Origin of the sequence: Janthinobacterium sp. PSPC3-1 (genome assembly GCF_049896105.1) — a bacterium.
In the GTDB taxonomy this organism is placed as follows: Bacteria; Pseudomonadota; Gammaproteobacteria; order Burkholderiales; family Burkholderiaceae_D; genus Janthinobacterium.
On sequence record NZ_JAFCTQ010000006.1, the window covers coordinates 58,781 to 76,595 of the forward strand.

The window sequence follows — 17,815 nt, forward strand, 5'->3', positions numbered from 1 at the left end:
TTGCCGTTTTGTTGATGATGGAATCCGATGGATACCTTGCGCAGCATGCGCGTGTTTCGCGCCGTGGTGGAGCTGGACAGTTTCGTGCGCGCCAGCGAGCGCCTGGGGCTGTCGCCGGCCATGGTCAGCAAGCACGTGATGCACCTGGAGCGCCATCTCGATGCCCGCTTGCTCAACCGCAGCAGCCGCCACCTGAGCCTGACGGAAATCGGCAAGGTGTATTTCGAGCAGTGCCGCGAGATGCTGGACAATCTCGATGAAGTCGAAGCGACCGTCGGCCGCACGACGGTGGTGCCGCGCGGCATGCTGCGCCTGAGCGCGCCGGTCTGGTTCGCCAACCCCATTTTTACACGTACCCTGGCCGCCTACCGCGAGCGCTTTCCGGAAGTGAGCTTCGATATCGACCTCAGCGGCAGGGTGGTGAACCTGGTGGAAGAAGGTTTCGACCTGGCACTGCGCGTCAGCCAGGCGCCGTCGCCGGCCCTGATCGCGCGGCCGGTCGGCAAGGTGATGTTTTACCTGGTGGCCGCGCCGGCCTACCTGGCCCGTTTTGGCACGCCGCGCGTGCCGCAGGAGCTGGCCGCGCACGCCATGATCAGTTATTCCTTGATGGCGACAGGAAATGAACTGCCTTTCGACGGGCCGCAGGGCACCCTCAAGGTCAAATTCCAGCCGGTCCTGCAATCGAATAATGAAAGCCTGCTGCATGCGGCCGCGCTGGACGCCATGGGCATTGCGCTGCTGCCCTCGTGGCAGGCCGATGCCGACCTGGCGGCCGGCCGCCTGGTGCGCCTGTTCGGCGACTACACCCTGGTCGGCGGCAAGGTCCACGCCGTCTACACCAGCCGCCGCTACCTGTCGTCGAAAGTGCGTACCTTTATCGATTTCCTGGCCGAAGAAGGCCGGCTGGGTGGCTAACGACGATTGCGTAGGTTGTCATGTTGCAAGCCCTGAGTATAATAAGGCGCCTTTGCCGTATCGTTCGGCGCCGCATACTATCCAGCCCGCCGCCATGATGCCTGCCCTGTCCACCCTGATGATTGCCGTCCGCACCGTGCTGTTGTGTGGCCTGGCCATGCCGGTGCTGGCACAGCAGGCACAGCGCGATGGCGCGCCTGCCGCTCCTGTCACCTCGGGCGAATTGTCGGCCGAAGTGGGCGAGCATGGCCAGCGCAGCGGGCATGCCAGCGTGGCGCGCGACCAGCAGGGCTGGTCGCTCGATGCCGCGCTGGACCTGGTGCGCAATGGCAATTACCGCGATGGCAGCGTGTTTCTTGAGCGTAGCGCCAGCCTCGGCGCGGAATGGAAATCGCGCCAGGGCCGGTTCGGCTTCAGTGCCGACAAGGTCGAGCAGGAAACCCGCTACCCCGCGCCATTCACCGCGCTGAAGGCGCTTGCCTGGCCGCTGGCCGCCTGGCCGGACGACCGCTACCGCTACGACGTGGCACGCGCCAGCGCTTTCGTGCAGCGCTATGTCGGCAACATGGAGCTCGGCGTGGAAGCGACCCTGCGCGAAAAGCGCGCGCAGGCCACCTATGCCGGCGACACCGGCAGCGATGTGTCGTCGTACCGCAGCCGCCAGCTGCAACTGGCGCCGCGCCTGCGCCACTATGGCAAGCTGGGCACGGTCGGCACCGATACCGAAATCGGCGTCGACCTGATGCAATGGGAGCGCCGCACGGCGCGCTCGACCGAAGACAGCGCCAGCGACCTGACGCGCCGCCAGCATGCGCGCGCGCTGCTGCTGCGCGAAGAACTGGCGTTTGGCGGCGTGCATGCGCCGCGCCTGCTGCTCGGCCTGCGCCGTGAACAGTTTCATCTCGACCCGTCGGACTTGCCGGCCGGCGGCAGCGACTGGGAAAACCAGCGCGCCTGGGACCTGCAGGGCAGCTTTCTGCTGCGTCCCGACACCAGCGTGTATGCCAAGACGGCGCGCAGCTACCGTATCGATGACGATGGCTATACCAGCGCCGGCTACCGGCCGCTGGCGGGCCAGCTGCGCTACCAGCGCGAAGTGGGATTGAACTGGAGCGGCAAGGACCGCAGCGCATCGCTGCGCCTGTTCAGCGAGCGCCTGGTGACCAGGATCGTGTTCGACCAGAGCCTGGTGGAACTGAACCAGCAGGGTTTTGCGGGCAACCTGGAGCCGGCCCGGCGCGACGGCGTGGCGATCGAGGCCAGCATGGCGCTGTCGCCGGCCTGGCGCATCGAGGGCCAGCTGCAGCAGGCGCATGCCCGCTATGACGACTATCCGTACGACGGCGCCGATATCGCGCTGGTGCCCAAGACGCTGGCCACGGCCCGTCTGTACTGGACGCCGCCCGGCCGCAGCAGTGCCGACCTGGGCGTGCAGTGGCTGCGCGCCCTGCGCTATGGCAATGACTTCGACAACAGCTGCCTGGCGCAGGTGCCGGCGTTTGCCACGGTTGACGGCCACTATGCCTACAAGGCCGGCGCCTGGCAGCTGGAACTGGCGGCCAGCAACCTGACCGACCGCCGCCATTATGGCGATGCGCGGGCCTGCCGCTCGAGCATTTACCAGAACGATACGCGCCAGTTGCGCCTGTCGGCGCGCTACCAGTTCTGAGTCCGGGCCGCCCCGGTACTTAAACAGGGCTTAAGCGGCATGGTGCACGGGCCGCCGCCGGCCTTTTTTGACATCGGCCCTCGATGCAAGCGCGCAAAAAATGGTAACCTCGCACTGTTCACGATTACTATGATGAAGGATATGACCATGCGTTTCCCGCGCTTCCTGCGTTCCCTGTTGAGCCCCGTGCTTGCCGCTACTTTTCTCCTCGCCGCCAGCGGTGGCGCAATCGCCGCCGATACGGGCTTTACCACGCTGGCCACGCCGCAGCGCAGCGACACCGGCAAGAAAGTGGAAGTGGTCGAGTTCTTCATGTACTCGTGCCCGCACTGCAATGTGCTCGATCCGCTGATGCATGACTGGGTCAAGAAACAGGGCGACAAGATCGCCTTCCGCCGCGTCCATCTGGCTTTCTCGGGCCCGAAAGATCCGCAGGCGCATGCCTACGCCACCCTGGAAACCATGGGCGTGCTGGAGCAGTACCACGACAAGATCTTCCGCGCCATCCACGTCGAGCGCAACCGCCTGATGACCGACGGCGCCATCCTTGACCTGCTGGTCAAGAACGGCATCGACAAGGCGAAATACCTGGAAATGTTCAACTCTTTCGGCGTCCAGACCAAGCTCAAACGCAACGAGCAGCTGATCACCGCCAGCAAGATCGACAGCGCGCCGACCATCGTCATCGATGGCCGTTTCGTGACCTCGCCGGCACAGCTGTCGCGTCCGGGCCAGTCCGAGCGCCAGACCCAGGAAGCGACCTTGCGCGTGATGGATGAACTGGTGGCGCGCACCCTGAAAGAGCGCGGTGGCGCACCCGCGCCGGCGAAGAAATAAGCCATGAAACAGCTGCCCTGGACCTTGTGCGCAGTCGCCCTGGCGCTCGTCGCCTGGCTGGCGCTGGCCGTCGTCAATGTGGAAAACCAGCGCAACGCGCTGGCCAGCAAGGCCTGCGCCGAAGCCGACGCGCGGTGCCTGGCGGCCGCGCAGTCGCGCGCGCACTGGTGGCAGCACCTGGCGTATGCGATGACACACGTGCGGCCTTGATCGCCGCAGCAGTACCCCACCAGCCCGCCCAGTGCGGGCTTTTTAACATCATGGAGCAACGATGAAAGAAGTCATCCTGATCACCGGCAGCAGCCGCGGCATCGGCGCGGCCACCGCCCTGCTGGCCGCGCGCCAGGGCTATGCGGTCTGCATCAACTATGTGCGCGACGCGCAGGCGGCGGAGGCGCTGTGCGCGCAGATACGCGCCGAAGGCTTTGAAGCGATCGCGGTGCAGGCCGACGTCGGCCAGGAAGCGGACGTGGAACGGCTGTTTCGCGAAGTCGATGCGCGCCTGGGCACGATCACCGCGCTGGTCAACAATGTGGGCGTGCTGGAGCAGAAGTGCCGGCTGGTCGATATTTCGGTGCAGCGCATGGAGCGCGTGCTGCGCACCAATGTGATCAGTTATTTCCTGTGCTGCCAGCAGGCCGTGCGGCGCATGTCGACCGCCAACGGCGGGCAGGGCGGGCGCATCGTCAATGTGTCGTCGGTGGCCTCGCGCCTGGGCGGCAGCGCCGAATATGTCGACTATGCGGCCTCGAAAGGCGCGGTCGACACGCTGACCATCGGCCTGGCGAAAGAGGTGGCGCCGGAAGGCATCCGCGTCAACTGCGTGCGGCCCGGCCTGATCTTCACCGAGATCCACGCTTCGGGCGGCGAGCCGGGCCGGGTGGCGCGGCTGGAGGCTGGCGTGCCGATGCAGCGCGGCGGCCAGCCCGAGGAAGTGGCCGAAGGCATCTTGTACCTGCTCAGTCCTGCCGCCAGCTATGTGACGGGAGTGTTCCTGGACGTCGCCGGCGGGCGCTAGGCTTTGGCTTTTTGCGGCGCCGGCGCCGGCGCCGAATGCGGCGTGATCACCACGGTGCAGGTGGTGCCGGCCACCAGTACCTGATTTGCCGGCAGCTGGTCGATATGGATGCGCACCGGCACGCGCTGGGCCAGGCGCACCCAGTTGAAGGTGGGGTTCACGTCGGCCAGCAGTTCGCGGCCGGTGGCGGCGTCGCGGTCGGTGATGCCGCGCGCGATGCTCTCGATATGGCCGTGCAGGGTGCCGCCGCTCATCAGGTTCATTTCCGCCTTGTCGTCCTGGGCCAGCATGGCCAGCTTGGTCTCTTCGAAGTAGCCCACGACGTAGTACGAGGCGCTGTCGATCACCGCCAGCTTGGGCGCGCCGACGGCGGCAAAGTCGCCCGTGTGCACGTTCAGATTGGTGACATAGCCATCGACCGGGGCGCGCACGGTGGTGCGCTCCAGGTTCAGTTGCGCCAGGCTGCGTGCGGCCAGCGCGCCCTGCACCTGCGAAGTGGCCGAGCTGGCGGCAAACGCCGCCGTTTCGCGGCTTTCGGTCGAGACGATGCTGGCGTCCAGGCTGGCGCGGCGCTGCGCTTCCTTGCCGCGGCGGCCCAGTTCCGTGCGCTGCGCGGCCAGCGCGGCCTCGGCCTGGGCCAGCGCGCTCGCATAGCGTTCCTTGTCGACCACGAACAGCACGTCGCCCTTGTGCACCACCTGGTTGTCGCGCACCAGTACCTGCGTGACGGTGCCGGCCACGTCGGCGCTGATATTGATCACGTCGGCCTTGATGCGGCCGTCGCGCGTCCATGGCGATTCCATGTAGCGATCCCAGACGGTCTTGCCGATCCAGAGGGCGGCGGCGAGCAGCAGCAGCGTGATTGCGTAGCGGGTCAGTTTGGTTACCATCGCGGTATCCCTTCCTTGATCAGGTTGAACGGTTTTTTTTATTTGTAGAGCGACAGGGACAGCGCGCCGAAGATGGCGACAAAGATGCACAGCCGCGCCAGCGACGGATGCCAGACCATCCGGTACACGCCGAGCCAGCCGAACACGCGGTCCAGCGCGGTCTGCAGCGCGATGCTGAGGATGAACAGGGGCAGCAGGGTGGGCAGCAATACCCCGAACAGGGCGAATTCACGCGGCATGGGAGTCTCCGGCGGCAGGCGCCATATGGTCGAGCAAGGATGTGTACAGGGAATGCAGGTCGGCCAGCGCCGTCTGCAGCCGCAGCGCACGTTCGGCGCCGGCGCCGAGCTGCGCTTCACGCACGCAGGCGCCGGCCCGCAGGGTGGCGGCGATCGCCGCCTGCAGTTCGACATCGCCGCGCGTGCGCAGCCAGGCGGCGATACCGTCCACGCAGCGGCCCAGCGCCTGGGTGGCGACGCCGGGCGCCCTGGACGTGGCGACCAGTTCGCGCACTTCGATCACCGAGTGACCGATTTCCAGCAGGGTCAGGGCCTGGCGCACCACGGCGCGCGCCTCTGCCCCCGGCGCCGGGCCGGCCGCCGCATTGAGCTGGCTGAGCAGGTCGCGCATGCGGTTGTCGTAGCGGTGCTTGTTGGCGGACCCTTGCGCCAGGCGCGCGGTGCAGGCGCGCAGCGTTTCGCGCCACAGGGCCGGCCCCACATGGTCCTTGTGGCCCATGGTGTGCTCGGGCAGGATCACGGCAAATACCACGCCGGCCAGCATCAGGCCGACGATCAGCGCCATGCCGGTATTGAGAAAGGCGGCGCCGTCGACGTGCATCAGGTTGGTCGGCGCCATCTGCGTCATGAAGGTGCCCACGCCCAGTCCGATGCCCAGCTTGGCCGGATTGCTCATCAGGTATACGCCGACCGCCAGGAAGGGCGCAAAGCTCAGCACCAGCATCGGAAAGCCGTCGCCGTGCACCAGCACGAAATACACGCACACCAGCGCCAGCGGCATGGCGATCAAAAAGCCCGTCAGCACCTGGCGTATCATCGCGATCGGGCGCGGCACCGACGAAGCCAGCGCGCAGAACACGGCCGCCATCAGCATGGCCGTGCTGGCATACGGCCAGGCCAGGAAATACGCGCCCAGCGCCAGCAGGGCCAGGCTGATCGCCGCGCGCGCGCCGCTGGCGATCACCAGCGCCGGCGGGGTTTTCGGCGCATAGGCTTGCGGCGCGCTGACGTCCAGCGGGGTGTCGTGCGCCAGGCTGAAATAGACTTCGTGGAAGCGGCTCATGTCGCGCGCGAAGCGTTCCAGCAGCTCGCAGACGGTGTCGAAATCGATGCGCTGCACGTGTTCGATATCCGCGCCGTCGATCTGCGTGCGCGCCTGCGCCAGCGCCGCCTGCAGGTGCAGCTGCATGGTGTCGAGCGAGTCCTGCGACGGGCGCGAGCGCAGCGCTTCGGCGATGATGTCGAACAGCGGCGCGCAGGCCTCGACGACCCGGCTCTGGCCGTCGCGCTGCAAGCGCTCGACCAGACGGTGAAAGGTATAAAAGGTGGTCAGCGCCGTCATGAAGGTGCTGTTAAAGGCGTGCAGCTTGCGGTTTTGCGCGCGCACGTGGCTGACGGCGTCGCTCACTTCGAACAGCGCGGCCGAGCGCCCCAGTTCCAGCGCGGCGACGTCGGCCGCGAAGCGCAGATGCGTCACTTCGACCTCGGAGGCCGACAGTTTTTGCTGCAGCACGTCCTGGCAGAAGCCGAGGAATTTGGCGTAGCGCGCTTCCACCGAGCGCATCACCTGCGTGCCCTGGTGGCGCGGCAGCAGCACGCTGGAGACCACCGCCGAACAGATGATGCCCAGGCTCACTTCCGCCACGCGCGTGACGGCCAGCGCGAACACCTGCATCGGCTGCTCGATGGCGGGCAGCACGATCATGCAGGCGGTATAGCCGGACAGCACATACACATACGACTGGGCGTTGCGGTGCAGCGCGGCGCCGCTGGTGCACAGGCCCACCCACAGCGCCAGGCCGGCGAACAGCAGCACCGGCTGCTGCGGGAAAAAGCCGATCAGGCACAGCGCGGCGGTGCAGCCGAGCAGGGTGCCGCACAGGCGGTAAAAGCTTTTTTCCAGCACCATGCCGCTGCTGGGCAGGGCCAGGATAATGGTGGTGGTCATGGCCGTGCTGGGCGAATCGAGGCCCAGGCGGTAGGCCAGCCACAGCGCGCAGAAGGCGGCCGTGAGGGTCTTGGCGACATAGATCCAGCGTTCGCCTTCGGTCACGCGCCAGTCCTGCAGCGCTTGCGCCAGCCAACGTGCGGCCCGTGTCAGGGGGCCTGTATGCAAAGGTGCTGTGGCTGGCGTCATCGATAAAAGGAACTCAGGCAGGGTTGTTGATATTGTTCAGGTTGCGCAACTGGCGCACGTACAGCTTGTCGAGCACTTGCAGCTCTTCTTCGGTAAAGCCTTCATACAGCGTCGAGGTTTCCGCATACACGTCCGGCAGCGCCGTCTCGATCAGGGCGCGGCCCTGGTCGGTCAGCGAAATCATCACCGAGCGGCGGTCGCCGGGGCGCGTGCCACGGTGGATCAGCCCGCGCGTTTCCAGGTCATTGCACACGCGCGTCAGGTTGGCCGGCTTTTCATGGCAGGCCATGCCCAGCACGGCGGCGCTCGACGTTTCGTCTTCCGTGCCGTACAGCACGGCCAGCACCATGTAGCTGGCGTCGACCAGGTCATGCTTTCTCAACGCCGCATTGGTCAGGTCCTTCATGCCTTTCTGGATGTGATACGTCATGCGCAGCAGGCGCATCAGTTCCAGGGGGAACGCCGGCATGCGCGTGCGGATATGTTGCAGCCGCTTCGAGGTGGCATCAAATGCTGTCATGTCGTGTTCCTTTGCGTATGAATAAAGCGCTGATTGTATATTGTAGTCTTATGGCAACGCGAATCTTTGAGTCACGATCCTTTGGCCTAAATTCCGCCTCCGAGTGCATTCATCAGGGAAACATAGAGATCGAGTTCGCTGGCGCCGTTCTGTGCCTGCTGCTGTTGTTCCGCCAGCAGCGCCACTTGCGTGTTGAGCATGTTGATGGCGTCGCTCATGCCGGCCTTGTAGGCCTGTTCGGCCAGGTCGCGCGCGCGCTGCGCCGTGGCCAGCGCCTGCTGCGTCAAGGCGTGCTGTTTTTGCAGCGACTGCGCTTTCGTCACGGCGTTGGCGACGTCCGCCATGGCGTTGATGACGGTGGCGTTGTACTGTTCGACGGCGCCGTCATACACGGCCGTCTGGCTGCCCAGCTGGGCGCGCAGACGGGCGCCGGCAAAGATCGGCAGGCTCAGCGCCGGCGAGGCGCCGCGCACCTGCGAATTGGCGTCCAGGAAATGGCTGAAACCGAAGGCCTGGAAACCGGCAAACGCCACCAGGTTGACGTTCGGATAAAACTCGGCCTTGGCCGCGTCGATGCGCTTGGCGGCCGCTTCCACCCGCCAGCGCTGGGCGGCGATATCGGGACGGCGGCCGATCAGGTCGGCCGGCAGGGCCGCGGGTATCGCCAGCGGGTGATCCAGCCGCAGCACCGGGCGCGTGAGCGCGCTACCGGCCGACGGGCCCTTGCCCGACAGCGCCGCCAGCTGGTTGCGCAGCAGGGCCAGCGATTCATTGGCCTGCTCCAGCTGGCGCAGGCCGGCCGGCAGGGTGGTTTCGATCTGCGCCACGTCGATCTCGGTGCCGATGCCGGCCTGGCGGCGGCGCTTGGTAATGTCGAGAATGCGCGCGCGCTGCGCCAGGCTGTTTTGTATCACGTCCTGCAAGGTGAATTCGTACGACAGCTGGATATAGGTGCGCACCAGGGCTGTTTCCAGGGCGAGGCGGGCCATCTGCGATTCGGCCGAGGCCAGTTGCACGTCGCCCAGGGCGGCGGCCAGCGCGGCGCGGTTGCGGCCCCACAGGTCCAGGTCATAGGAGGCGGTGACGGTGGCCTGGTTGCGCCAGGCATAGTTGCCGGCCAGCGGGGCCGGCGTACTGCCATGCTGCGAATACAGTTCGCGGTTGATCGACACGCTGGCGTCCGCCTGTGGCCGGGTCTTGTCCTCGGCCGCGCCGGCCAGCGCTTCGGCCTGGCGCACGCGCGCCTGGGCGCCGCGCAGGGTGGGGCTGTCGGCCAGCGCCTGCTGCATCAGGCGGTCCAGCTGCGGGTCCCGCAGCGCTTGCCACCATTCGGCGCGCGGCCAGTCTATGGCGGCGCTGGCCGCCTCATTCGTCCTGCCGCCATCGAGAACGTGCGCGTCCGCCAGCACCGCTTGCGGCGCGATATGGCCCATGTCGGCGCAAGCGCCAAGGGCAAGGGCCAGGCTGGCGGCCAGCAGACGGCGGGACAATGACATGCGGGAACTCCACGGAAAGTAATCGGTAAACAATGTAATAAAGCTCGCCGCGGTGAGCTTGCCAGGAGTGGCCTGGCCATGCTGCGCCGCAACGGGGTAGTGCTAAAAACCGGCTGACTGGTTTTTATTTGACGACATGGTGACGCGTCTGCGCGATATCGAAATCGGCTTCCGTCTGCGGGATCTGGCCAGCCTTGCGGGCGGCGTAGAACTCGTTCATGACCTGTTCGCGCGTCACGGTGCTGGCGGCGGTGGCAGGGGTTTTAGGATAGTCGGCTTCGCTGGTGGCGATTTCGCCGGCGTTGCGAGCACGGATATATTCGGCCGTGACGTCGGCGCGTGTCAGTTGGGTGCTGGCGGCTGGCGCTGCGCTTTGGGCAAAAGCCGACGAGGCGGCGACGGCCAGCAATACTGCTGCGAGTGATTTGGCTTGCATGATGAACTCCTGTTTGGGCATGGCTGGGTGGATGGGCCGGATCGCCACGTACCGGTCGGTTCGGCGGCAGGGCGCGGGTGGCGCCTTGCTGCCGATGAAACATGTTTCTGGATCAGAAGCGTGCTTACTTGAATGAACTATAGCAATGAATAGTACATTTGTGAAGTATTATTTTCAAATAGTGTGCACCGCAGCCGTGCGACATGGTTGCCGCAGGCGGAGTACAGTAATATTTTATTAACAGGAGAACAGCATGAGCGCAAGCAGCCTCGATCCAGACAACCTGCCCGGCCTGCCGGACCGCGTGCTTGGCACGGGCCATGGCAAGGGCGCACTGGGCCCCAGCGACAATTCCGACAGCGGCAGCGATGTGCAGGGCATTCCGGGCCAGGACCAGGAAAGCCTGGACAGCGACAGCGATGCCGCCGGCACCGGCGAACGGGCCGGCGTGGAACCTGAAAACGCGGCGCCCGACGGCGGCGATATCGATGTCGATCACATCGAGCGCATGGTGCCCGGCCGCTCCATCGACGACGTCGAAGGCGACGAAGAGCTGGACCACCCTGTCTGACACCGTGTGACCATTTTGCGCGGCGCCCTGCGGGCAGCGTAAAATGGTGGCTGGTGCCGGCCGGCACAGCACACCAGGGAAGCACATGCAAATGACGCAAGACAAACAAAAAGACTTGATGTCGATGTACCGCGAGACGCGGCCGCGCGAATTTTTTGGCGAAAAAAGTACCACCAATCATTTGCCGTGGAGCTTGCTGATCCTGCTATGTGCGCTGGCCATCTGGCTGGTGCTGGCCCTGGCGGCGGCGGAAAACCAGCGCTACGCCCTGCAGACAAAAGCCTGCCAGGACCGCGTGTTTCCGACTGAAATCGACACGGCTTGCCTGAAGCAGATCAAGTCGCGCGAGCACTGGTGGCAGCATGTGGGCCATGCGCTGGTGCATCTGGGATCGTAAAAAAATGGGCGCCGATTCGGCGCCCATTTTTTTCACTGCGTTACTGCGTTACTTCTTTATTTGGCCTTTGACGGCCCCTCCCACAGATTGATATGCCCCTCGCGCGCCTGCACATCGATGGCGCGCAGCTCTTCTTCCGTAAAGCCCAGCTGCTGCAGCGCCGCCACGTTTTCGCGGATCTGCGCGCTGCTGCTCGCGCCGATCAGGGTGGTGGTCACGCGCGGGTCGCGCAGCACCCAGGCCAGCGCCATCTGCGCCAGGCTCTGGCCGCGTGCGGCGGCGATCTGGTTCAGGCCGCGCACCCTGGCCAGGTTTTCCGCGCTCAGGTGTTCCTTGGTCATCGAGCCGCCGCCGGGGCGGTTGATGCGCGCATCCTGCGGCACGCCGTCCAGGTATTTGTCGCTCAGCAGGCCTTGCGCCAGCGCCGTGAAGGTGATGCAGCCCATGCCTTCCTGTTCAAGCGTGTCGAGCAGGCCGTCGTCCTCGATCCAGCGGTTGAGCATGTTGTACGACGGCTGGTGGATCAAACACGGTACTTTCCAGTCGCGCAGCAAGGCCGCCGCTTCGGCCGTCTTCTGCGGCGAATACGAGGACAGGCCCACATACAGCGCCTTGCCCTGCTGTACGGCGGTGGCCAGCGCGCCCATGGTTTCTTCCAGCGGCGTGTCGGCGTCGTAGCGGTGCGAATAAAAGATGTCGACATAGTCCAGGCCCAGGCGCTTCAGGCTCTGGTCCAGGCTGGCCAGCACGTATTTGCGCGAGCCGCCGCCCTGGCCATACGGGCCGGGCCACATGTCCCAGCCGGCCTTGGTGGAAATGATCAGCTCATCGCGGTACGGCAGAAAATCGTCGCGCAGCAGCTTGCCGAAATTGCTTTCCGCGCTGCCATACGGCGGGCCGTAATTGTTGGCCAGGTCGAAATGGGTAATGCCCAGGTCAAACGCCGTGCGCAGCATGTCGCGCTGCACGGCCAGGCTGGTGCTGTCGCCGAAGTTGTGCCACAGGCCCAGCGACAGCAGCGGCAGTTTCAGTCCGCTGCGCCCGCAGGTGCGATATTGCATCTGTTCATAGCGGTTCTCGGCGGCGTGATAGGTCATGGTGTCTCCTCTGGTGGTGAAGCGCTTATTCTCGCGCAAATCCGGCAAGCGTGCGCAGGCGTTCCCAGCCTTACAATGATTCTTTTCCCGTCCCCGGAGCACGCCATGGAAGTCGAACTCAAACTCCTGCTCGATCCGCAGCATGCCGCGCGGCTGCGCGAGCATCCCTTGCTGGCGCACCATGCGACCCAGGAACCGGTGCTGCTGGCCATGCACGACGTGTATGTCGATACGCCCGACCTGCAGCTGTGCCGCCATCAGGCCGGCCTGCGCGTGCGCCACATCGATGGCGCCTGGGTGCAGACCCTGAAGGCGGGCGGCAGCGTGCGCGGCGGCCTGCACAGCCGTCACGAATGGGAGAGTGCAGTGGCGGGAGCGGCGCCGGACCTCGACGCGCTCGACGCGCTGATCAAAGGCAAGCAGCCGGTGCGCGCGCTGCTGCGCCAGGACGCCGTCCGCGCCAATCTGCAGACGATGTTTGGCACGCGCATCGAGCGCACGGTGTGGCAACTGGCCACGCCGCAGGGCGACCTGGTCGAGTGCGTGCTGGACCAGGGCGTGATCGAACACGGCAGCGCAGACAGCATGCGCAGCGTGCCGGTCAGCGAGGTGGAACTGGAACTGAAGGCGGGCCGCCAGGCCGCCCTGTTCGACATCGCGCTGGCGCTGCTGCAAGAGGTGCCGCTGTGGATAGGCCAGGCCAGCAAGGCCGAACGCGGCTATCGCCTCGCCGCCGGCTTGCCGGTGAAAGCCGTCAAGGCGCAGCCTTTGATATTGAAAGACAAGCTGTCGGTGCAGCAGGGTTTCCTGGCCATCGCCGCCAATTGCCTGGAACAGGTCAGCGCCAACCAGGACGGCGTGGCAAGCAGCGAGGATGTGGAAAGCCTGCACCAGATGCGCGTCGGCTTGCGCCGGCTGCGCTCGGTCTTGTCGCTGTTCAAGCCACTGCTGGCCTTGCCCGAAGACCTGCAGGCCGACCTGGACTGGCTGGTGGCCAAGCTGGGCGCCGCGCGCGACTGGGATGTGCTGGCCCTGGACACCCTGGCGCCTTGCGAGGGCGAGGTCGATGCCGACACCCTGGCGCCCTTGAGCGAGGCCGCGCGCGAGGAAGCCCGCGCCGCCCACGCGCAGGCGGCCGAAGCGCTGGCCGATGTGCGCTACACGCGGCTGATGCTGGGCCTGCAGCGCTGGCTGCTCACGTGTGGCTGGCGCGAGGGCAGCACGCCGCGTCAGCGCCGGGCACTGGAGCAACCCTTGCCGCGCTTTGCAAAACAGGCCTTGCGCCAGCGCCAGCGCCGCCTGCGCAAGCGCGGCAAGCTGCTGCTCAGCGGCACGCCCGATGAACGCCATCAGATCAGGATCGCCGCCAAGAAGACGCGCTACGCGGCCGAGTTCTTTGCCTCGTTGTTCAGCGACGGCAAGGTGCGTGCGTATGTCAAACCATTGTCGGGCTTGCAGGATGTGCTGGGTGGCTTGAATGACTTGCAGGTGGCCGACGGCTTGCTGCGGCAATTGGCCGAAGAGCAGTCGACGCTGCAGGCGCCAGCGTCGTTCGTGCGCGGCTACCTGGCGGCGCGCGCCCACGAACGACTGGCCGATGCGCGCGGCATGCGGCAGGCCTGGCGGCGCTTCAAGGCGGCGCGCCTGCCAGGTTGAACTGGAGCGGGATTACTGCAGCTTGCTGTTCTGGCAGCCCGAGCTCGAACACTCGCGGAAGCGGTCCTGCAGGAATTGCGCGCGCTGGATGGTGGTATTGGTGGCGCAATCGAGGTTCACATAGAAACCCGTGCCGTCCTTTTTCGAGCAGCTCTGGTTGCGCTCGTTGATCCAGGACAGCTGGCCCGACTTCAGGGTCTGCTTGCCGTTGGCGTCGAGTTTCGCGGCCAGTTTCTTGTAGTTGGCGTTCAGCTCCTTGTCCGCTTCCTGGTACACCTTGTTCAGGCAATACAGGCCGTCGAAATCGTTGCGCGGCGTATCGCAGGCGGAGTTGGCGAAGGCGGAGCCGGAAGCACACAGCAGCAAGGCGAGCATGAATTTTTTCATGGCGTTCTTTCTCAAGGGGAGGGACGATGGCGGCGAGCAAAGCTGGCTCTTGCGTATCCTACAACATGCTTCGTTTCCGCCGTGCACGCTTGCGCGCAGGCTTCAATAAGCCAGCTGGCCCGGCACGATCACTTCGATCTCGGTGCCGGCGCCGGGCCGGCTGCCGAGGTTCAGGGTGGCGCCGATGCTGGCGGCGCGCTCGCGCATGCCGACCAGGCCCCAGTGGCCGGGTCGCCCCGCCTGCGCCACGGCGTCATCGAGGCCGCAGCCATCGTCGCGCACGCGCAAGGTGAACGCCTGCTCGGCATAATCGAGCTCCAGCACGATATGCGCCGCTTCGGCATAGCGCGAGGCGTTGAACAGCGCTTCGCGCGCGATCGCATAGATCTCATCGTGCACGCAGGGCAGCAAGCGCCGGCAAACACCGCTCACGCGCACCGTGAATGCGTGCGCGCGGTGCTGGGCCAGGCCCTTGCCGAATTCCTGCAGCGCCAGCGGCAGTTCGTCGGGCGGCGCCACGGCGCGCAAGTCCATGATCTGGTCGCGCCCCTCGATCAGCAGCTGGTCGGCCAGGTTCAGGGTGCCGTCCAGGCGCGCCCGTTCGCGCGTGCCCTGAGGCAGCATGTGCGCGTGCGCATGGAACGACAGGATCAGGCCCTGCACGCTTTGCAGCAGGGTGTCGTGCAGCGAGCGGGCGATGCGCGAGCGTTCGGCCAGGCGTTCCTGCAGGCGCTCCTGCAGCCGTTCGTGCATGCCCCGTTTCAGGCGGCGGATGCGCAGCACATACAGGCCATACAGCAGCAGCGCGCCGCCCAGCGCCAGCAGCAGCTTGAACCACGGCGTCTGTACAAAGGTGGGCGCGATCACGATATCGAGCGTTGCCGCTTGCGTGTTCCAGACGCCATCTTCGTTGGCCGCCGTCACCTCGAAGCGGTAGCTGCCTGGCGCCAGGTTGGTGTAATACGCCTCGCGCCGGCCGACCGGCTCCTGCCAGCCGGCGTCCACGCCGGTCAAGCGGTAGCGCAAACGCACGCGCTCGGGCATCGACAGGCTCAAGGCCGTAAAGCCGATCTGCAGGTTCTTGCTGCCCTGTGGCAGGTGCAAGGGCTGGCCTGCGTCGGGCCGGTAGGGCGCGCCGTCGGCCTGCACGGTGACGATCTGCACCGGCGGCGGCAGGGGGTTGCGGCGGATCTGCGCCGGGTCGAGGATGGCGATGGTGGCGGCGGTGGAGAACCACAGCTTGCCGTCGGGCGCGCGTATCAGCGTGGGCACCGGGCGCAGTTGCGCGGCATGGCCCTGCAGGCCGTCGAGCGCGTTGAAGCGTTCGGCCTCGACCGCCGTGCCGTCCTTGATCCAGGCCGCCAGGCTGGCGGCGCCGATATGGTCGATGCCGTCCGCGCCATGCAGCCACAGGTCGCCGCCAGGCAGGCGCACCATGCCCGACACGCCGCGAAACGGTTCGCCATGCGCGCCGCGCAGCGCATGGAAACGGCCGCCGCGGTACAGCGCCACGCCATGCTCGCCGCCGGCCCACATGGCGTCGCCATCGCGGTACAGCTGCAGCACCGTGCCCACTTGCAGGCCGTCGGCTTCACCGAGGCGCCTGACGGCGCCGGCATGCTGGCCGTCGCCGACCAGGCTGATGCTGTTGTCGGCGTGGCCCATCCAGACCGTGCCTTGCCCGTCCATCGCCATGGCCGTGGCCAGCGCCGTGGGCAGGCCGGACAGGCCGCCATCCTTGATCCATGTCCCGCTGGTGCGGCGAAACAGCCCACCGCCCGAGAACGAGGCCCACAAGTTGCCCGCGCGGTCCTGCTGCAGCGCCTGCGGATCGAGGCCGGCGACACCCGGTGGCAGTGCCACCGGCGTGAAAGCGCCATTCACGGCGCGGTGATGCAGGCCCAGCTCATTGCCGAGCCATAAAGTGCCATCGGGCGCCCAGTGGCTGGCCGCCAGTTGCCCCTTCAACTCGACTTTTTTGACGCCATCGGCCGTAAAGCTGCGGATGTCGCCCACATAGTCGCCGATCCAGACATCGCCGTTCGGCCCCGGCAGCATGCCGGGATGGTCGAACGGCACGTCGACCGGCAAGGTCTTCAGGCGGTTCGGCCGCAAACGGTCCAGCCCGGCCGAGGTGCCGAACCACAGATTGCCTTCGCGGTCCTGGAAGCTCGATTGCGGCAGCGGGCCGCTGATGCCGTTCTGCCGCGTCAGGCGCTGCGCCGGCAGGCTGGGGCCGCCAGGCACGAACTTGCGCTCGATGCCGTCCGGGTTGAACAGCCACATGGTGCCGGCGCGGTCGAAACGGATGCCGTTGCCGAGGGCGTCGGGCTTGAGCGGCCCCTTGCCTGGCGGTTCGGTGGTGCGCACGCGGAAATACCGGTTCTGGTTGTCGACCGCCCAGATCGCGCCATCGGGCGCTTCGCCCATGCTGGTCAGCATGGTGCGCGGCCAGGCGTGGGAAAAGCGCGCCTGGCCCGGCTGGCGGAAAAACACGCCATGCATGGTGCCCATCCACTGCGTGCCGTCGCGGCCGAACAGCACCTGGTACACGCGCCGCGTCGGCAGCCCCACGTTCTCGCCTTGCGCCTCGAAGCGCTGCGCCCCCGGCGCCAGCCGCGCCGCGCCATCGCGCGTGCCGACCCAGATGGCGCCATCGGGCGCCTGCTCGATATGGAACACGGCGCCCGTCGGCAAGCCGTCGGCCTCGCCGTAGGTGCGCGCGCCTTTCTCCCGAAACACCGTCAAGCCGCCCAGGCGGTAGCCGACCCAGATCGCGCCATCAGGCGTTGCCGCCAGGTCCAGCACATTCGACGAGGGCAGGCGGTGGCCATACACGCTGTCGCTGCGTTCGAAATGCACGCCATCGTAGCGGTACAAGCCGGTCGCGGTGGCGATCCACAGCCAGCCGTCCTGGCCCTGCGCAAATTTCAGCACATCGACCGGCGCACCCTGCACCGCGCCCCAGGCGCTATGGCTGTAGTCGGACAGCAGCGGCGCCGGCGCCGCCGCGGCCGCCACGCAGGACAGATGGAGCGCCGCCAAGAAAACGGCAAGCAGGCGGCGCGGCAAGCGAAAAAGCATGGAATGGACGCAGGAGTGGAAGCGGTTGGGCTGGAAAATGATTATAGACGAGTAACAAGGTGGTGGTCAGGTAGAACAGGGGGCTTGTCCGCATTGATATATCGCAATATCATGTGTGGATGACAAGGTGCCGATCTGTGCGCCCGGCCAACCATACAAGGAAGAAACATGCCGCTGTTCTGGACCATCTGGGCTTGCGTAGTCGTTGGCCTTCTTTTGCTTGTCAGCTACATGGAGGTGAACGGCGCGCGCAAGGGCTTCCAGGGCGCGAACGGCATCTTCCTGTTTACCAGCGGCTACCTGACCGTCTTGAGCAGCCCGGTGTTGTTCATTGTCACCTGGATCTGGGTCGATCTCCTGACGGCCTTGATCGTCTGGGGCATAGCCGCCGCTGTCTATGCGGCGCTGTTTTACGGCATGCTGCAGTTGATCGACAAGCTGCTGCGCAAGCCTTCCTGATATT

Annotated in this window: 18 protein-coding genes; 9 read left to right on the forward strand and 9 right to left on the reverse strand. The window is 66.1% G+C overall.

Annotation, left to right across the window (positions count from 1 at the left end; translation table 11 throughout):
* Positions 1 to 27: 27 nt before the first annotated feature.
* From ACP7B7_RS08870 to ACP7B7_RS08890, 5 genes are all read left to right on the forward strand, one after another.
* A complete protein-coding gene (locus ACP7B7_RS08870) occupies positions 28 to 918 on the forward strand; it encodes a LysR family transcriptional regulator (RefSeq protein ID WP_426076433.1) in 891 nt (296 codons plus the stop codon).
* 94 nt (positions 919 to 1,012) lie between these two features.
* Complete coding sequence (locus ACP7B7_RS08875; protein WP_426076434.1) at positions 1,013 to 2,587, forward strand: hypothetical protein; 1,575 nt, start codon at positions 1,013 to 1,015, stop codon at positions 2,585 to 2,587.
* Positions 2,588 to 2,734: 147 nt separating this feature from the next.
* Entirely contained in the window at positions 2,735 to 3,424 is a 690-nt protein-coding gene (locus ACP7B7_RS08880; RefSeq protein ID WP_308922552.1) for a thiol:disulfide interchange protein DsbA/DsbL, read from the forward strand.
* Between the two features lie 3 nt (positions 3,425 to 3,427).
* Positions 3,428 to 3,634, forward strand: coding sequence for a hypothetical protein (locus tag ACP7B7_RS08885; protein WP_308922551.1), 207 nt, complete (start codon positions 3,428 to 3,430; stop codon positions 3,632 to 3,634).
* A 61-nt stretch (positions 3,635 to 3,695) separates the two neighbouring features.
* Positions 3,696 to 4,442, forward strand: coding sequence for an SDR family oxidoreductase (locus ACP7B7_RS08890; RefSeq protein WP_308922550.1), 747 nt, complete (start codon positions 3,696 to 3,698; stop codon positions 4,440 to 4,442).
* Here the strand turns inward: ACP7B7_RS08890 and ACP7B7_RS08895 are convergent.
* From ACP7B7_RS08895 to ACP7B7_RS08920, 6 genes are all read right to left on the reverse strand, one after another.
* Entirely contained in the window at positions 4,439 to 5,332 is an 894-nt protein-coding gene (locus ACP7B7_RS08895; RefSeq protein WP_426076435.1) for an efflux RND transporter periplasmic adaptor subunit, read from the reverse strand. The genes ACP7B7_RS08890 and ACP7B7_RS08895 overlap by 4 nt on opposite strands.
* A gap of 38 nt (positions 5,333 to 5,370) precedes the next feature.
* Positions 5,371 to 5,571 (reverse strand): DUF1656 domain-containing protein, encoded by a 201-nt coding sequence (locus ACP7B7_RS08900; RefSeq protein ID WP_308922548.1) that lies wholly within the window; start codon positions 5,569 to 5,571, stop codon positions 5,371 to 5,373.
* On the reverse strand, positions 5,561 to 7,687 hold the full coding sequence (locus ACP7B7_RS08905) for an FUSC family protein (protein WP_426076436.1): 2,127 nt from the start codon (positions 7,685 to 7,687) through the stop codon (positions 5,561 to 5,563). Before ACP7B7_RS08905 ends, ACP7B7_RS08900 begins: the two co-directional genes overlap by 11 nt.
* A gap of 34 nt (positions 7,688 to 7,721) precedes the next feature.
* Positions 7,722 to 8,228 (reverse strand): MarR family winged helix-turn-helix transcriptional regulator, encoded by a 507-nt coding sequence (locus ACP7B7_RS08910; protein WP_308922546.1) that lies wholly within the window; start codon positions 8,226 to 8,228, stop codon positions 7,722 to 7,724.
* Between the two features lie 86 nt (positions 8,229 to 8,314).
* The gene (locus ACP7B7_RS08915) at positions 8,315 to 9,724 is read right to left on the reverse strand and encodes an efflux transporter outer membrane subunit (RefSeq protein WP_308922545.1); all 1,410 of its coding nucleotides are present in this window, start codon (positions 9,722 to 9,724) and stop codon (positions 8,315 to 8,317) included.
* 124 nt (positions 9,725 to 9,848) lie between these two features.
* The gene (locus ACP7B7_RS08920; protein ID WP_308922544.1) at positions 9,849 to 10,160 is read right to left on the reverse strand and encodes a DUF4148 domain-containing protein; all 312 of its coding nucleotides are present in this window, start codon (positions 10,158 to 10,160) and stop codon (positions 9,849 to 9,851) included.
* A gap of 253 nt (positions 10,161 to 10,413) precedes the next feature.
* On the opposite strand from ACP7B7_RS08920, the gene ACP7B7_RS08925 reads away from it, so the two are divergent.
* Complete coding sequence (locus ACP7B7_RS08925; RefSeq protein ID WP_308922543.1) at positions 10,414 to 10,731, forward strand: hypothetical protein; 318 nt, start codon at positions 10,414 to 10,416, stop codon at positions 10,729 to 10,731.
* Between the two features lie 91 nt (positions 10,732 to 10,822).
* Positions 10,823 to 11,128: a hypothetical protein gene (locus ACP7B7_RS08930; protein ID WP_426076437.1), complete on the forward strand. Its 306-nt coding sequence runs from the start codon at positions 10,823 to 10,825 to the stop codon at positions 11,126 to 11,128.
* A gap of 56 nt (positions 11,129 to 11,184) precedes the next feature.
* Here ACP7B7_RS08930 and mgrA read toward each other — a convergent pair whose 3' ends face one another.
* Positions 11,185 to 12,225 carry an L-glyceraldehyde 3-phosphate reductase gene (mgrA, locus tag ACP7B7_RS08935; protein ID WP_308922541.1) on the reverse strand — a complete coding sequence of 347 codons (1,041 nt, stop codon included), beginning with the start codon at positions 12,223 to 12,225 and terminating at the stop codon, positions 11,185 to 11,187.
* Positions 12,226 to 12,330: 105 nt separating this feature from the next.
* Between mgrA and ACP7B7_RS08940 the strand changes: the two genes are divergently transcribed.
* Positions 12,331 to 13,881 carry a CHAD domain-containing protein gene (locus tag ACP7B7_RS08940; protein ID WP_426076438.1) on the forward strand — a complete coding sequence of 517 codons (1,551 nt, stop codon included), beginning with the start codon at positions 12,331 to 12,333 and terminating at the stop codon, positions 13,879 to 13,881.
* 12 nt (positions 13,882 to 13,893) lie between these two features.
* Here the strand turns inward: ACP7B7_RS08940 and ACP7B7_RS08945 are convergent, their stop codons facing one another.
* Entirely contained in the window at positions 13,894 to 14,268 is a 375-nt protein-coding gene (locus ACP7B7_RS08945; RefSeq protein ID WP_308922539.1) for a lysozyme inhibitor LprI family protein, read from the reverse strand.
* A gap of 102 nt (positions 14,269 to 14,370) precedes the next feature.
* Complete coding sequence (locus tag ACP7B7_RS08950) at positions 14,371 to 17,313, reverse strand: triple tyrosine motif-containing protein (RefSeq protein ID WP_426076439.1); 2,943 nt, start codon at positions 17,311 to 17,313, stop codon at positions 14,371 to 14,373.
* Between the two features lie 207 nt (positions 17,314 to 17,520).
* Between ACP7B7_RS08950 and ACP7B7_RS08955 the strand changes: the two genes are divergently transcribed.
* Positions 17,521 to 17,811: a hypothetical protein gene (locus ACP7B7_RS08955; protein ID WP_426076440.1), complete on the forward strand. Its 291-nt coding sequence runs from the start codon at positions 17,521 to 17,523 to the stop codon at positions 17,809 to 17,811.
* Positions 17,812 to 17,815: the final 4 nt, after the last annotated feature.

Bases quoted from the DNA above. Each gene is read 5' to 3' on its own strand.
- ACP7B7_RS08895 (WP_426076435.1), bottom strand. From the start codon at position 5,332: ATGGTAACCAAACTGACCCGCTACGCAATCACGCTGCTGCTGCTCGCC.
- ACP7B7_RS08915 (WP_308922545.1), bottom strand. From the start codon at position 9,724: ATGTCATTGTCCCGCCGTCTGCTGGCCGCCAGCCTGGCCCTTGCCCTT.
- ACP7B7_RS08920 (WP_308922544.1), bottom strand. From the start codon at position 10,160: ATGCAAGCCAAATCACTCGCAGCAGTATTGCTGGCCGTCGCCGCCTCG.
- ACP7B7_RS08885 (WP_308922551.1), top strand. From the start codon at position 3,428: ATGAAACAGCTGCCCTGGACCTTGTGCGCAGTCGCCCTGGCGCTCGTC.
- ACP7B7_RS08930 (WP_426076437.1), top strand. From the start codon at position 10,823: ATGACGCAAGACAAACAAAAAGACTTGATGTCGATGTACCGCGAGACG.
- ACP7B7_RS08945 (WP_308922539.1), bottom strand. From the start codon at position 14,268: ATGAAAAAATTCATGCTCGCCTTGCTGCTGTGTGCTTCCGGCTCCGCC.
- ACP7B7_RS08875 (WP_426076434.1), top strand. From the start codon at position 1,013: ATGATGCCTGCCCTGTCCACCCTGATGATTGCCGTCCGCACCGTGCTG.
- ACP7B7_RS08870 (WP_426076433.1), top strand. From the start codon at position 28: ATGGATACCTTGCGCAGCATGCGCGTGTTTCGCGCCGTGGTGGAGCTG.
- ACP7B7_RS08910 (WP_308922546.1), bottom strand. From the start codon at position 8,228: ATGACAGCATTTGATGCCACCTCGAAGCGGCTGCAACATATCCGCACG.
- mgrA (WP_308922541.1), bottom strand. From the start codon at position 12,225: ATGACCTATCACGCCGCCGAGAACCGCTATGAACAGATGCAATATCGC.
- ACP7B7_RS08925 (WP_308922543.1), top strand. From the start codon at position 10,414: ATGAGCGCAAGCAGCCTCGATCCAGACAACCTGCCCGGCCTGCCGGAC.
- ACP7B7_RS08955 (WP_426076440.1), top strand. From the start codon at position 17,521: ATGCCGCTGTTCTGGACCATCTGGGCTTGCGTAGTCGTTGGCCTTCTT.
- ACP7B7_RS08880 (WP_308922552.1), top strand. From the start codon at position 2,735: ATGCGTTTCCCGCGCTTCCTGCGTTCCCTGTTGAGCCCCGTGCTTGCC.
- ACP7B7_RS08940 (WP_426076438.1), top strand. From the start codon at position 12,331: ATGGAAGTCGAACTCAAACTCCTGCTCGATCCGCAGCATGCCGCGCGG.
- ACP7B7_RS08890 (WP_308922550.1), top strand. From the start codon at position 3,696: ATGAAAGAAGTCATCCTGATCACCGGCAGCAGCCGCGGCATCGGCGCG.
- ACP7B7_RS08900 (WP_308922548.1), bottom strand. From the start codon at position 5,571: ATGCCGCGTGAATTCGCCCTGTTCGGGGTATTGCTGCCCACCCTGCTG.